The sequence below is a fragment of the Azotobacter armeniacus genome, assembly GCF_054779355.1.
Genome location: NZ_BAAGYK010000116.1, coordinates 1 through 14241, shown reverse-complemented (window position 1 = coordinate 14241; position 14241 = coordinate 1). Strand labels below are relative to the sequence as shown.

8 protein-coding genes, 1 tRNA gene and 3 pseudogenes are annotated in these 14241 nt (G+C 65.1%); 8 read left to right on the top strand and 4 right to left on the bottom strand.

The window, feature by feature from the left end; genetic code table 11:
- Nucleotides 1–3: 3 nt before the first annotated feature.
- The 4 genes and pseudogenes from pcaF to pcaC all read left to right on the top strand — a co-directional run bounded on the left by pcaF (nt 4) and on the right by pcaC (nt 4103).
- Nucleotides 4–1197, top strand: a pseudogene (gene pcaF, locus ACYVD0_RS15300) (3-oxoadipyl-CoA thiolase).
- 167 nt (nt 1198–1364) lie between these two features.
- Nucleotides 1365–2717: a 3-carboxy-cis,cis-muconate cycloisomerase gene (locus ACYVD0_RS15295; protein WP_460427602.1), complete on the top strand. Its 1353-nt coding sequence runs from the start codon at nt 1365–1367 to the stop codon at nt 2715–2717.
- Nucleotides 2718–2728: 11 nt separating this feature from the next.
- Nucleotides 2729–3517, top strand: coding sequence for a 3-oxoadipate enol-lactonase (gene pcaD, locus ACYVD0_RS15290; RefSeq protein ID WP_460427601.1), 789 nt, complete (start codon nt 2729–2731; stop codon nt 3515–3517).
- A gap of 193 nt (nt 3518–3710) precedes the next feature.
- Nucleotides 3711–4103 (top strand): carboxymuconolactone decarboxylase family protein, encoded by a 393-nt coding sequence (gene pcaC, locus ACYVD0_RS15285; protein ID WP_460427600.1) that lies wholly within the window; start codon nt 3711–3713, stop codon nt 4101–4103.
- A gap of 110 nt (nt 4104–4213) precedes the next feature.
- Here pcaC and ACYVD0_RS15280 read toward each other — a convergent pair whose 3' ends face one another.
- Both ACYVD0_RS15280 and ACYVD0_RS15275 read right to left on the bottom strand, forming a co-directional pair.
- A complete protein-coding gene (locus tag ACYVD0_RS15280; protein ID WP_460427599.1) occupies nt 4214–5479 on the bottom strand; it encodes an OprD family porin in 1266 nt (421 codons plus the stop codon).
- A gap of 650 nt (nt 5480–6129) precedes the next feature.
- Entirely contained in the window at nt 6130–7359 is a 1230-nt protein-coding gene (locus ACYVD0_RS15275) for an OprD family porin (protein WP_460427598.1), read from the bottom strand.
- Between the two features lie 358 nt (nt 7360–7717).
- Between ACYVD0_RS15275 and quiC the strand changes: the two genes are divergently transcribed.
- Together quiC and ACYVD0_RS15265 are read left to right on the top strand one after the other, a co-directional pair.
- Nucleotides 7718–9616, top strand: a complete 1899-nt coding sequence (gene quiC / locus ACYVD0_RS15270) for a bifunctional sugar phosphate isomerase/epimerase/4-hydroxyphenylpyruvate dioxygenase family protein (RefSeq protein ID WP_460427597.1) — start codon at nt 7718–7720, stop codon at nt 9614–9616.
- Nucleotides 9617–9710: 94 nt separating this feature from the next.
- The gene (locus ACYVD0_RS15265) at nt 9711–10376 is read left to right on the top strand and encodes a TetR/AcrR family transcriptional regulator (protein ID WP_460427730.1); all 666 of its coding nucleotides are present in this window, start codon (nt 9711–9713) and stop codon (nt 10374–10376) included.
- 152 nt (nt 10377–10528) lie between these two features.
- Here ACYVD0_RS15265 and ACYVD0_RS15260 read toward each other — a convergent pair.
- Both ACYVD0_RS15260 and aroQ read right to left on the bottom strand, forming a co-directional pair.
- A pseudogene (locus ACYVD0_RS15260) lies at nt 10529–11378 on the bottom strand (shikimate dehydrogenase).
- A gap of 4 nt (nt 11379–11382) precedes the next feature.
- Nucleotides 11383–11838, bottom strand: a pseudogene (aroQ, locus tag ACYVD0_RS15255) (type II 3-dehydroquinate dehydratase).
- 312 nt (nt 11839–12150) lie between these two features.
- On the opposite strand from aroQ, the gene ACYVD0_RS15250 reads away from it, so the two are divergent.
- Nucleotides 12151–12224 (top strand) — tRNA-Gly (locus ACYVD0_RS15250).
- A 177-nt stretch (nt 12225–12401) separates the two neighbouring features.
- Nucleotides 12402–13688: a tyrosine-type recombinase/integrase gene (locus ACYVD0_RS15245; RefSeq protein WP_460427596.1), complete on the top strand. Its 1287-nt coding sequence runs from the start codon at nt 12402–12404 to the stop codon at nt 13686–13688.
- Nucleotides 13689–14241 lie beyond the last annotated feature (553 nt).

Here is a 14241-nt window from a genome sequence, read left to right as displayed (position 1 = left end):
GGAATGAGCCGCGACGTCTTCATCTGCGACGCCGTGCGCACGCCCATCGGCCGCTTCGGCGGCGCGCTGGCCGCGGTGCGTGCCGACGACCTGGGCGCGATTCCGCTGAAAGCCCTGCTCGAGCGCAACCCGCAGCTCGATCCTGAAGCCATCGACGATGTGTTCTACGGCTGCGCCAACCAGGCCGGCGAGGACAACCGCAACGTGGCGGGCATGTCGCTGCTGCTCGCCGGCCTGCCGGAGACGGTGCCGGGCGTGACCCTCAACCGCCTGTGCGCCTCGTGCATGGACGCGGTGGGCACTGCTTTCCGCGCCATCGCCAGCGGCGAGATCGAACTGGCCATCGCCGGCGGCGTGGAGTCCATGTCCCGTGCGCCCTTCGTGATGGGCAAGGCCGACAGCGCCTGGTCGCGCAACATGAAGATCGAAGACACCACCATGGGCTGGCGCTTCGTCAACCCGCTGCTGAAAGCCCAGTACGGCGTCGAGGCCATGCCGCAGACCGCCGACAACGTGGCCGAGGACTACGGCATCTAGGACGCCTTCGCCCTGCGCAGCCAGCAGCGCGCCGGTCGCGCCCAGGCGGGAGGCTTCTACGCCGAGGAAATCGTCCCGGTGGTGATCAAGGGCAAGAAGGGCGACACCGTGGTGGCTGCCGACGAGCATCCGCGTCCGGACACCACCCCCGAAGCCCTGGCCAAGCTCAAGCCGGTCAACGGCGAGGGCAAGACCGTCACCGCCGGCAACGCCTCGGGCATCAACGACGGCGCTGCCGCGATGATCCTGGCTTCCGCCGAAGCCATCGCCAAGTACGGCCTCAAGCCCCGCGCCAAGGTGCTCGGCATGGCGGCCGCCGGCGTCGCCCCGCGCGTCATGGGCATCGGCCCGGTGCCGGCGGTGCAGAAGCTGTGCGAGCGCCTGAACCTGGCGGTCGCCGACTTCGACGTGATCGAGCTCAACGAAGCCTTCGCTGCCCAGGGTCTGGCCTGCCTGCGCGAGCTGGGCCTCGCCGACGACGACGCCCGGGTCAACCCCAACGGCGGCGCCATCGCCCTCGGCCATCCGCTGGGCATGAGCGGCGCGCGCCTGGTGCTGACCGCCCTGCACCAGTTGGAGAAATCCGGCGGCAAGAAGGGCCTGGCGACCATGTGCATCGGCGTCGGCCAGGGGCTGGCGCTGGCCATCGAGCGCGTCTGACGCGACGCCCCGGTGTGGCACCGCTGGCGGACAAGCGCTGCGCGCGTTGTCCGCCCTACGGAAATGGTGCGGTGTGGGTTACGGCGTAGGGTGGACAACGGCGCAGCCTTGTCCACCATGACTGCAGGGCCGTACAGCCATCGCTTTCTGTTTCAGGACGAATCGACTTGAGCAACCAACTCTTCGATGCCTACTTCACCAGCGCGCCGATGCGCGCGGTGTTCTCCGACCACGGGCGGCTGCAGGGCATGCTCGACTTCGAGGCCGCGCTGGCGCGGGCCGAGGCGAAGGTCGGATTGATTCCCGAGGCCGCCGTGGCGCCGATTGCCGGCGCCTGCGTGGTCGAACGCTTCGATGTCGCCGCCCTGGCCCAGGCCATCGCCACGGCCGGCAACTCGGCGATTCCGCTGGTCAAGGCCCTCGGCCGGCAGGTCGCCGCCGTGGATGCCGAGGCCGAGCGCTACGTGCACCTGGGCGCCACCAGCCAGGACGCCATGGACAGCGGCCTGGTGCTGCAGCTGCGCGCTGCCGTCGCGCTGTTCGAAACCGAACTGGAGCAACTGGCCGAGGACCTTGCCGTCCAGGCTGAGCGTCATGCCGACACCCCCCTGGCCGGCCGTACCTGGCTGCAGCACGCCACCCCGGTGACCCTCGGCATGAAGCTCGCCGGCCTGCTCGGCGCCATCACCCGCCAGCGCCAGCGTCTGGCCGAGCTGAGGCCGCGCCTGCTGGTTCTGCAGTTCGGCGGCACCGCCGGCACCCTGGCGGCGCTGGGCGACCAGGCCCTGCCGGTGGCCGAGGCATTGGCCCGGGAACTCGACCTGACCCTGCCCGAGCAGCCCTGGCACACCCAGCGCGACCGCCTGGCCGAATTCGCCGGCTGGCTCGGTCTGCTCGCCGGCACCCTCGGCAAGCTCGGCCGCGACCTTGGCTTGCTGATGCAGACCGACGTCGGCGAGGTGTTCGAGCCGTCGGCACCGGGCAAGGGCGGCTCCTCGACCATGCCGCACAAGCGCAACCCGGTCGGCGCCGCCGTGCTGATCGGCGCCGCCACCCGCGCGCCGGGTCTGGTCGCGACCATGCTCGCCGCCATGCCCCAGGAGCACGAGCGCAGCCTCGGCCTCTGGCATGCCGAGTGGGAAACCCTGCCCGAACTGTGCTGTCTGCTGTCCGGTGCGCTGCAGCAGGCCCGTCTGCTGCTGCCGGGACTGGAAGTGGACGCCGCGCGCATGCGCGAGAATCTCGACCTGACCCGGGGCCTGGTGCTCGCCGAGGCGGTGAGCATCGCCCTGGCCCAGAGGCTGGGCCGCGAGCGTGCCCATCATCTGGTCGAGCAGTGTTGCCGCCAGGCCGTCGCCGAGGGCCGCCACCTGCGCGCCGTGCTCGGCGACCACGCCGAAGTGACGGCCGAGCTGTCCGCCGCCGAGCTGGACCGCCTGCTCGATCCGGCCCATTACCTTGGCCTGGCGCAGCGCTGGGTCGCCCGTGCCGTGGCCGAACACCGCGCCACCCACCGCTGAAGGAGCTTCCAATGCCGACCGTGCAACTCGCCGATGGCGCACTGAACTACCGGATCGACGGCCCCACGGGCGCGCCAGTGCTGGTGCTGTCCAACTCCCTGGGCACCGACCTGCGCATGTGGGACACCCAGATCCCGGCCTTCGCCGAGCACTTCCGCGTGCTGCGCTACGACACCCGTGGCCACGGCCATTCGCTGGTCAGCCAGGGTCCCTACAACATCGAGCAGCTTGGCCGCGACGTGCTGGCGCTGATGGATGCCCTGGGCATCGCCAAGGCTTCCTTCTGCGGCCTGTCCATGGGCGGGCTGATCGGCCAGTGGCTGGGCGTCAACGCCGGCGAGCGCCTGCACAAGCTGGTGCTGTGCAACACCGCGGCGAAGATCGGCAACGACGAGGTCTGGAACACTCGTATCGACACCGTGCAGAAGGGCGGCCAGCAGGCCATGCGCGACCTGCGCGACGCCTCGATCGCGCGCTGGTTCACCCCGGAATTCGCCGCCGCCCAGCCGGGCAAGGTCGAGCCGATCGTCGGCATGCTGGCGCAGACCGCGCCCGAGGGCTATGCCGCCAACTGCGCGGCGGTGCGCGATGCCGACTTCCGCGAGCAGCTCGGTGTAGTTGCGGTACCGACGCTGATCGTCTGCGGCACCCAGGACGCGGTGACCACCCCGGAGCATGGCCGCTTCATGCAGGAGAGCATCCCGGGCGCCGAGCTGGTCGAGTTCCACGCCGCGCACCTGTCCAACGTCGAGGCCGGCGAGGCCTTCACCCTGGCGGTGCTGGATTTCCTCCTCAAGTAAGCACAGGGCGTAGGGTGGGCAACGGCGCAGCCTTGCCCACCGAGGCAGCGGCGGACAAGCGCTCCGCGCGTTGTCCACCCTACGAAAATACGGCAGGCCGTAGGGTGGAAAACCCGCGCAGCGGTTTTCCACCATCTGCTCTGCCTCTATCAATGCTTTGCTCGTTCCTGGCGAGCCGAGCGGGAGTACCGCAATGGACGAAAAGCAACGCTACGACGCCGGCATGCAGGTGCGCCGCGCGGTGCTCGGCGACGCCCACGTCGAGCGCAGCCTGAAGAACCTGGCCCCGTTCAACGAAGAGTTCCAGGAGATGATCACCCGCCATGCCTGGGGCGACATCTGGACCCGTCCGGGCCTGCCGCGCCATACCCGCAGCCTGATCACCATCGCCATGCTGATCGGCATGAACCGCGAGGGCGAGCTGAAGCTGCACCTGCGGGCGGCGAAGAACAACGGCGTGACCCGCGACGAGATCAAGGAAGTGCTGATGCAGAGCGCCATCTACTGCGGCATCCCGGCGGCCAACGCGGCCTTCCACTTGGCCGAGGCGGTGTGGAGCGAGCTGGGCGTGGAATCGCTGGGCTGAGCCGATGTCCGCGAGCCGCCGGTCTGCCTCCTGCTGGCGGGCGAGGGCGCTGTCGCCAGCCTGCGCATGGGAATCCGGCCCGCCTGTCTGGCGGGCCATGGAAGGGAGAGTCAGAACAGCGAAATCGGATAATTGACGACCACGCGGTTTTCGTTCCAGCTGGTGTTGGTGCCCCAGTTGGCGCGCTTGGTGGAGTTGCGCAGCTTGACGGAGAGGTTTTTCAGCGAGCCGCTCTGGAAGACGTAAGCCAGTTCGTTCTCGCGGCTCCAGGTCTCGCCATTGGTCACGCCATCCCTGTGCACGTTTCTGCCGTCGATGTAGCGGCTCATGAAGGTCATGCCGGGAATGCCAAGGCCCGCGAAATTATAGTCATGGCGGATCTGCCAGGATTCTTCCTTGGGATTGTTGTAGGGGCCGGCATAGACGTCGTTGGGCAGGGGGTCGGCACTGGTGCCGTTTACCTGCAGCCAGCGGTCCTTGCCGGTGAGTTTCTGGTAGGCGAAGGTGAAGGTGTTGCTGCCGGCCTTGAGTGCGAAGCGGCCGAAGAAGGTCTTGTTGTCCAGATCGCCAGCGAGGGCCTGGCCGTCTTCCTCGCCGTCGAAGAGACCCAGCTTGGCGTTGAGCGATACGTTTTTGCTAAACGGCTGGGTATGGCGGATCTCGAAGTAGCGCTGTTTGTAGAGGTCCTCTAGTTGCGCGAACCAGGCGCTGAGCATGGTCCTGCCTTCGTTGAAGGTGTACTCGACGCCACCGAAGTTGAAGCGGTCGGAACTGCCGCCTTTAATGCCGTCGATCGTCATGTCCTCCATGCTGGCATCGTTACGCGGACTGGTCTCGCGCATTTGTCCGGCATAGATCGTCACATTCTTGATTTCCTTGGAGGTGAGCATGCCGCCCTGGAATGTCTGCGTCAGGCCGCGTCCGTCGTCCGAGCTCAGAATGGGCAGTACCGGATTCCATTCGCCGACCTTGATTTCGGTATCGGAATAACGTGCCTTGAAAGCGACGCCGAAGCGACCGAAATCGTCGGCCGGGTCGCCGTCCTTGCCGACCGGCAGCAGCTGGGTGCCGCCGGTGCCCTTGCCGCCGTCGAGCTTGACCGACCAGAGCCCGAGCAAATCGATACCGAAGCCGACCGGACCTTCGGTGTAGCCCGACTTGACGTCGAGGATGAAGCTCTGCGTCCACTCCTCGACCTTGCCCCGGGTAGCCCCGTGGTCGTAATCACGATTCAGATAGTAGTTGCGCAGGTTCAGTGTGCCCTTGGCATCTTCGAAGAAAGCGGCCTGGAGCGGGCCGGACGAAAGGGATGCGGCTATCGCAAAGGGGAGCGCGATACGGCAAGGCTTCACGAGCCGAACAAGTGTGATTCTCATTGTTGTTGTTCCTGAAAAGGTGACTTCTGGGCATGCAGGCGCCCCTCCGCCATGGCGGACGTCTACACATTCGGGGGCTTCGGCGCGATGGCTACTGCCGGGGCGGGCTGGGTCTGAGCATGGGGAAGGGGCCTCGAAAGCATTGTTGTTGTTATCGAAAGAGCCCCCGTTCACACGCTGGGGCTGCTTGGGCTATCGGCATTCAGGGTGGTCCTGATGGCGATGTGTCGATGCTAGTAACAAAAGCTTTCAGCAGCCTTTCATGAGACTTTCAGAGCCAGCCCTTTCAAGGTCTTTGGCCGAACGCCGATCGGCTGCTTGCCGGCAAGGCTGTAGGAGCAGATTTATCTGCGATTGGCGGCAAGAGCAGAAGCATCGCGAATAAATTCGCTCCTACCGAAGCGGTATCAACCTCACTCCCCCGGCTCTTCCCCCATGGGAAAGTGCAAGACCTTGAAAGGGGTGACTTTCAGAGCTTGTTCGCCGATTGGCGGCATTGGTTCGTGGCCGTTGTCTGTTCGTTGGGTCGGGAGAGCTGTTCTCGGCGGCGCCGTGCCGAAGCCTTCCTTCTTCCCGGCGATCCTGCGAAGAACCAAAAAAGGCCCGCCGTGGAGGCGGGTCAAACCCTCGCAGAAGCAAAACGGTGACAGTCAGAACAGAGAGAGCGGGTACTGGGCGATGAGGCGCTGCTCGTTGAACTGGTTGTTGCTGCCATAGTCGCGGCGCATGGTGGTGTTGCGCCAGCGCAGGGTCAGGTTCTTCGCCGCGCCGCTCTGCACCACGTAGGCCAGCTCGCTCTCGCGGCCCCATTCTTCGCCGTCGTCGACGGCGCCGGTATGGATGTTCTTGCCGCTGATGTAGCGGGTCATGAGGGTCAGCCCCGGCACGCCCATGGCGGCGAAGTTGTAGTCGTAGCGCAGCTGCCAGGAGCGCTCGCGGGCGTTGTCGTAGCTGGAGTTGTAGCTGTCGTTGGCCAGGGTGCCGCCGCTGGTGCCGTTGACCCGCAGCCACTTGCTGTCGCCGCTGACCCGCTGCAGGCCCAGGTAGAAGGTGTGCGCGTTGTACTTGAGGGAGAACAGTCCGGACAGCACCTTGTTGTCCAGATGGCCTTCCAGCGCGCTGCCGTCGTCCTCGCCGTCGAAGTAGCCGATGTTGGCGCCCAGGCTCCAGTCGTTGCCGAGCGGCTGGGTGTGCAGCAACTGGACGTAGCGCTGCTTGTAGATGTCCTTCAGGCGGGCATACCACATGCCGACGGTGGTTCGCTTGTCGTTGAAGCTGTACTCCGCACCGCCGAAGTCGAAGTCGTCCGACTTGCGGTCGCTGGTATAGGGACTGGTGCCGAACAGCGTCATGTCCTCCATGCTGCCGTCGTCGCGCGGGCTGTTGCCGGTGATGTGGCCGGCATACAGGGTCAGGTTCTTGATGTCCCTGGAGGTGAGCATGGAGCCGCGGAAGATCAGCGGCAACGAGCGGCCATCGTCGGAGCGCAGGATCGGCAGCACCAGCGCCCATTCGCCGACGCGCAGTTCGGTTTCGGAATACTTCATCTTGCCGGATATGGCCAGGCGGCCGAACTGGTCGGCGGGCTTGCCGTCCTTGTCAAGCGGCAGCAGCTGGGTGCCGCCGGTGCCCTTGCCGCCATCGAGCTTGAGCGAGTACAGGCCGAGCACGTCGATGCCGAAGCCGACTGGGCCTTCGGTGTAGCCGGACTTGAGGTCGAGGATGAAGTTCTGGGTCCACTCCTCGGCCTTGCTGCGGGTGGCGTTGTTGCCGTTCTCCGTTGGTTTTCGTAAGGCATGAGCAGCTCCTCCGGCCAGACACGGGGTGGCAGGGGGGTAAGGCGATGGTCCTTGGCTGGCAGGGGGCCGGCAGGGTCTCAATTGTCGATAGAAAGCCCGATCAGCGGGGATGCGCTGGGAAACGGATATAACGGAGAGGCGGTGAAGCGGAAATGCGCGGCATCGAAAAATTCCTTTTGAAATTATTGTTGGAATCGGGAGGCTCTGGCATGGTCCCAAATAGGGAATTATGGTTGCCGCCTGCCCACGGAGGGGTCAATCGGGGGGGGGCGCTTTGGTGCGGTAATCGCACCAATAATTAACTGTTTGGTACATTTGTGTTGATCGACTCGAAGTGCCGCCTAATAATTGTTCCGGATTCCCCCCTTCGCCAGTCCGACCTGCCCGCCATATGGCTTCGGCAGCCGCTGGTGGCCGACTGCTCCAATGTGGAGGATTCATGCACTTTTCCATCGCCACCGTCTCGCTCAGCGGAACCCTGCCGGAAAAGCTCGAGGCGATCGCCGCCGCCGGCTTCGACGGCGTGGAGATCTTCGAGAATGACCTGCTCTACTACGGCGCCAGCCCGCGCGAGGTGCGCAAGCTGGCGGCCGACCTGGGCCTGGCCATTACCCTGTTCCAGCCGTTCCGCGACTTCGAGGGCTGCCGCCGCGACCGCCTGGAGCGCAACCTTGACCGCGCCGAGCGCAAGTTCGACCTGATGCAGGAGCTGGGCACCGATCTGGTACTGGTGTGCAGCAACGTCGCTGGCGACTCTCTCGGCGATCGGCAGATCCTCGTCGACGACCTACGGCTGCTCGCCGAGCGTGCCGGCGCGCGCAACCTGCGCATCGGCTACGAGGCGCTGGCCTGGGGCCGTCACGTCAACACTTGGCAGCAGGTCTGGGATCTCGTCAGGGAAGCTGATCACTCCAGCCTGGGCATGATCCTCGACAGCTTCCACACCCTGTCGCTGAAGGGTGATCCGAGCGCCCTCGCCGAGGTGCCGGGGGAAAAGATCTTCTTCGTACAGATGGCCGACGCGCCGCTACTGGCCATGGATGTGTTGGAGTGGAGCCGGCATTTCCGCTGCTTCCCCGGGCAGGGCGAGTTCGACCTGCCAGGCTTTCTCGCGCCGATTCTCAGGAGCGGCTACCGCGGCCCGCTGTCGCTGGAGATCTTCAACGACGGCTTTCGCGCCGCACCGACCCGCAGCAACGCGGTGGGCGGCTACCGCTCGCTGCTCTACCTGGAGGAGAAGACTCGCCTGCTGCTAGAGCAGCAGGGGCAGCCAGTGGAGCCCGGGGAGCTGTTCGCGCCGCCGCCGGCCAGTCGCTACGACGGCATCGAGTTCCTAGAGTTCGCCGTCGACGACACCCATGCCGTCCGGCTGACTCAGTGGCTGACCCGCCTCGGCTTCGTCGAGGCCGGCCGGCATCGCTCGAAAAACGTCAGCCTGTTGCGCCAGGGCGACATCAACCTGGTGCTCAACGCCGAACCGTATTCCTTCGCCCACGGCTACTTCGAGGCCCACGGCCCGTCGCTGTGCGCCACCGCGTTGCAGGTGCGTGACAGCCATCGGGCGCTGGAGCGCGCCTGCGGCTTCGGCGGCCAGCCGTATCGCGGCCTGGTCGGCCCCAACGAGCGCGAGATTCCCGCAGTGCGTGCGCCGGACAGCAGCCTGATCTATCTGGTCGACCGCGATGCCGAAGGCCACAGCATCTATGAGACCGATTTCGAGCTGAAGGGCGCTGCCGACGGCGGCATCCTCGAGCGCATCGACCACGTGGCCATGGCCCTGCCGGCCGAGGCCATGGATTCCTGGGTGCTGTTCTACAAGAGCCTGTTCGACTTCGAGGCCGACGACGAGGTGGTACTGCCCGACCCCTATGGGTTGGTCAAGAGCCGTGCGGTGCGCAGCCGCTGCGGCTCGGTGCGCCTGCCGCTGAACGTTTCGGAGAACCGCAACACGGCCATCTCCCGCTCGCTATCCACCTATCGCGGTTCCGGCGTGCACCACATCGCCTTCGTCTGCGGCGACATCTTCGCCGCCGTCGAACGGGCCAAGGAGGCCGGCGTGCGCTTGCTGGAGATCCCGCTGAACTACTACGACGATCTGGCCGCACGCTTCGACTTCGACGACGACTTCCTCAGCAAGCTGGCCTATTTCAACATCCTCTACGACCGCGACGCCCAGGGCGGCGAGCTGTTCCATGTCTATACGGAGCCGTTCGCCGAGCGTTTCTTCTTCGAGATCCTGCAGCGCAAGGACTACGCCGGCTACGGGGCGGCCAACGTCGCCGTGCGCCTGGCGGCCATGGCCCAGGCGCGCAGCGGGCACAGCAAGTCCAAGCTGTGAGGCGGCAAAGCCACGGCCTTTCTGTCGTGGCTTTTCTCCTGCTGTGCGGCCATGAATAATGGCGGTCATTCTTCTCATGCAAGATGCCCCCTCCATGCCGGACACCAAGCCTGTCGTCGACCCTGCTGTGCGTCTCCGCCAGCCCCGCAAGAACAACCCGGAAAAGACCCGCCAGGGCATTCTCCTCGCGGCGATCCGCGAGTTCGCCGAGCAGGGTTTGAGCGGCGCGCGGGTAGACGCCATCGCCGAGCGTACCAGCACCTCCAAGCGGATGATCTACTACTACTTCGGCAGCAAGGAGCAGCTCTACCTGGCCGTGCTGGAGAAGCTCTACGGCGATACCCGCGCCACCGAGGCCGCACTTCGGCTCGACGAGTTGGATCCGGAGGCGGCGATCCGCCGGCTGATCGAGTTCACTTTCGACCACCACGACGTCCACGTCGACTTCATCCGGGTGGCGAGCATCGAGAATATCCATCACGGCGAGCATATCGCCCAATCGCAGGTGATCCGTTCTCTGAGCAAGTCGATTGTCACCGAAATTGCCGCGATCCTCGCCCGTGGCGTCGCCGAGGGCGTGTTCCGCGCCGGCATCGATCCGCTCGATCTGCACCTGCTGATCAGTTCGTTCTGCTTCTTCCGCGTGTCCAACCGCTACACCTTCTCGACGATCCACCAGCTTGACCTCGGCGAGCCACAGACCAAGGCACGGCACAGGGAGATAATCTGCGAGGCGGTGATTCGGTATGTCATGGCGTGAGAGGGGCTTCAGGCCGGTTTTGGGGAAAGTGAGGCAGCCGCGTTTTGCGCGGGCTGGGGGCTACTGGTCTGGAGATCTCTTACCGCGGAGACGGCGCTGAGGCCGATGCGCGGCCTGACGGAGCGCCTGCGGTCTGTTTTTCATGCCGGACCTCAATCTAGGCTGGCGAAATGCGCCATCATCCGTCCGGCATCGGCCTGGGCGCCGCTGAACAGCTCGAACGCCTTGACTGCCTGGAACACCGCCATGTTGCTGCCATTGAGGGTCTGGCAGCCGAGGGCGCGAGCGGTGCGCAGCAGCTCGATTTCCCGCGGGAAGTAGATGATCTCCGCCACCCACAGGCCGGCGTGCAGCAATTCGGCCGGCAGGGGCATGCCCGGCAGCTTGGCCATGTCCACCGGCGTGGTATCGACCAGGCCCTGGGCCTCGGCCATGGCGGCGGGCAGATCGCTGCCGGCGATCGCCCGGCCGGCACCGAAGCTGGCGTTGAGGTTGGCGGCCAGGTTGGCGGCTCGGCTCGACGTCGAAGACGGTCAACTGGCGCACACCGGCCTGCAGCAGGGCGTGGGCCACAGCAGCCCCGGCCCCGCCGGCGCCCATCTGCACCACGCGCTTGCGCGCCACTCCCGGCAGGCCGCGGCGGAGGCCCTCGGCGAAGCCCTGGCAGTCGGTATTGTGGCCGATACGCTTGCCGTCCTTGAACACCACGGTGTTCACCGCGCCGATGCCGAGGGCTTCCGCCGACAGCTCATCGAGCAACGGGATGACTGCCTGCTTGCAGGGGAAGGTGATGTTCAGGCCGGTGAAGCCCATGCGCTGGGCGGCGCTCAGCAACTCCGGCAGAGCCTCGCTGCTCGCGCCGAGCTTGTCCAGGTCGATCAGTCGGTACAGGTAGCGGATACCCTGGGCATCGCCCCCGTGCTCGTGCATGGCCGGGGTGCGCGAGCCCTGGATGCCGGCTCCGATCAGACCAGCCAGGATGCTTTGCGGTTTGGCGCTCATGGACTCAATCCCTCTTCAGAAGCTGACTGAAATGTTGCAGGGCCAGGCGATAGCCATGGCTGCCGAGGCCGCAGATCACACCGACGGCGATGTCCGACACGAAGGAATGGTGGCGGAAGGGCTCACGTTTGTGCACGTTGGAAAGGTGCACCTCGATGACCGGCAGTTCGCTGGCGATCAGGGCGTCGCGGATGGCGACCGAGGTATGCGTCCAGGCGGCGGGATTGATCAGGATGCCGGCGCAGCGACCGCGGGCCAGGTGGATCTACTCGATCAACTCGCCCTCATGGTTGGTCTGGCGGAGCTCCACGGCCAGACCGCATTCCTCGGCAGTGCGTGCGCAGAGGTCGGCGATGTCGGCCAGGGATTCACGTCCGTAGGTGGCTGGCTCGCGTGTGCCGAGAAGGTTGAGGTTGGGGCCGTTGAGCACGAGGATTGTGTGTGTCACGCGATTCTCCATTGTTATTAGGGTGGTGGAGGTTTGCAGATAAATTGTACCAATTGGTTAATTCGGTCAGTTACTGGGAATCGCTCAGGGGTAAGGTGCCGGGCGGCAGACTGCAGGCGCCGCCGGCCTGGAAGGTCTGTAACTGTGATGGCACGGGCTTCTGGCGAGTTTCCAGAGTAATCGGCGGCGATGATACAAAGCGTGCGGTTATCGCTCCGGGCAAGCCGGGTCTAGTACGAATGCTTTTATTGCGGGAGAGAAAGCCTTGAGGGGGAAGATTGCACTTCACCTGCCGGCCTGCTTCTGGTAAAAAGAGCACCGCTCGCGGGCGTCGTATAATGGCATTACCTGAGCTTCCCAAGCTCATGACGAGGGTTCGATTCCCTTCGCCCGCTCCAATACTATGTTTTCGGATGCTCCCAAGTTCCCCCGGAAACGCCGCAAACCCAGAGAAACCGGCCCTTGTAGCCGGTTTTTTTGTGCCTGAGTTCTCCCGCGTTCTCCCGTGTATGCCTAGGCACCGTGTATGCCTCCTTGTATGCTTCCGTGTAACTCGAACTTAGGCATACAAGGAAGTGAAGCGAAGCGAGATCAAGCGCCGCCCCCTGGCCGATACCACCCTGGCCAGTCTGGAGCCGGAAGCCACTGCGTACAGGGAGCTGGACGGCGACGGCCTGTACTTCCGGGTGAAGCCCAACGGCACCAAGTCCTGGGAACTGCGCTACAAGAAGCCGGACAGCAAATGGAGCTGGCACGGGCTGGGAGGCTATCCCGATCTGTCCGGCGCCATGGCCCGTGAAAAGGCGCGGGAAGCAAAGCGCCTGGTGGCCAGCGGCACCGATCCGGTACAGCACAAGGTCGCCCAGCGAGAGGCCAAGGAGGTAGCCAGCGCCAACACCTTTGCCGCCGCTGCCGAGTATTGGTTTCAGCGAAAGGCGCAGGACGGACGCGCCGACAGCACCCTGCGCCTCATGCGCGGCTATCTGGACAACGACGTGCTGCCCGCCCTGGGCGACAAGCTGCTGACCGAAATCACCCGCCGCTCCTGCGCCGACCTACAGGAGCGCATCGAGGCCCGAGGCGCGCTGAACACCCGCGACAAGATTCGCGTCGCCCTGCGCCAGATATTCAGCCAGGCCATTGCCCGTGGCCTGTGCGAGAACAACCCGGCCAGCGAGCTGGGCGCGATCGCCGCACCGACCCCGAAGGCCAGGCAATACCCGCACCTGTTGGAGCCTGAGTTGCCGGCCTTCCTGCAAGCCCTGCGCCGTAGCACCAACCGCACCCCGGCTCGTGTCGCCACCTGGCTTGTGCTGTGGACGGCCAGCCGGCCCAGTGTTGTGCGCTATGCCGAGTGGAGCGAAATCGACTTCGAGCGTGCCCTGTGGAGCATTCCCGCCGACAAGATGAAAGCGCGCCGGGATCACGTCACCCCGCTGTGCCGGCAAGCCCTGGAGGCTCTGCGCGAGCTTCACCGCATGACCGGGCGCGGTCGCTACCTGTTCCCCGGCATCGGTGCAAAGAAGCCCGTCATCAGTGAAAACACCATCAACCTGACGCTGAACAAGGTGGGGTACAAGGGCCGCCTGGTAGGGCATGGCAGCCGCCACATGGCCAGCACCCTGCTAAGGGAGCACGGCTGGGAAAAAGACTTCGTGGAAGCCCTGCTGGCGCACAAGGAGCAAGGCGTGGCTGGCGTCTACAACCAAGCCGCCTACCTGGAGCAGCGCCGCGCCATGCTCCAGTGGTATGCCGATTATCTGGACGCACTGGAAGCCGGAATGACCCCGGCACAGCGCGCCGACTTCGACGCCCTGGTAAACACCACCGGAACCAACGTGGTGACGCTCAAGCGCGCATAACCGACCAGATACCCACCGATTCCCAATCCGGCGTAACCCATGCGAAAAGTACGGGTATAATGCGCCATCACTGTCGATTCATACAGACACCGAGTTACCGGCCAGCCTAGCCCGACGGGGCGAAAAGCGGGTTCCCCATCCGCCCGGCTGGTCGATCTATTCAATGGGGAGCGCCTGGGGAGGCGGGATGACTTCACGGCAGGGCCGCGTCAGGCTGGATAGGATCGCCGCAGAGTGGGCGGAAGAAAGCGTAATTAACCCGCCCATGCTGGCATCGGAGTTGGCCGCAGTCCTGCGCTCGGTATCGCCAGAAAACCAGCCCATCCATGAAGCGTATGTGTCTGCGCTACTGAGCAGCAATCCGTCTGGCGCTGGCGCCATCACATTCGGAGCGCTCGCTGCCTATTTCGATGAAGTTGGCCAACGCTAAGGACGCGCAGCTACAGAAAGCCCTAGCACTACAGTTGCATTTTTGAAATGAGATGAGCCCGCCTGGCCCCGGCCTGATGAGCCCTTCGCCAACATGACCAGGCAATGATCTGTGCCGGATCGA

Excerpts from the sequence above, each read along its gene's own strand:
- pcaD (WP_460427601.1), top strand. The coding sequence starts at position 2,729 with ATGCCGACCGTGCAACTCGCCGATGGCGCACTGAACTACCGGATCGAC.
- pcaC (WP_460427600.1), top strand. The coding sequence starts at position 3,711 with ATGGACGAAAAGCAACGCTACGACGCCGGCATGCAGGTGCGCCGCGCG.
- ACYVD0_RS15280 (WP_460427599.1), bottom strand. The coding sequence starts at position 5,479 with ATGAGAATCACACTTGTTCGGCTCGTGAAGCCTTGCCGTATCGCGCTC.
- quiC (WP_460427597.1), top strand. The coding sequence starts at position 7,718 with ATGCACTTTTCCATCGCCACCGTCTCGCTCAGCGGAACCCTGCCGGAA.
- ACYVD0_RS15265 (WP_460427730.1), top strand. The coding sequence starts at position 9,711 with ATGCCGGACACCAAGCCTGTCGTCGACCCTGCTGTGCGTCTCCGCCAG.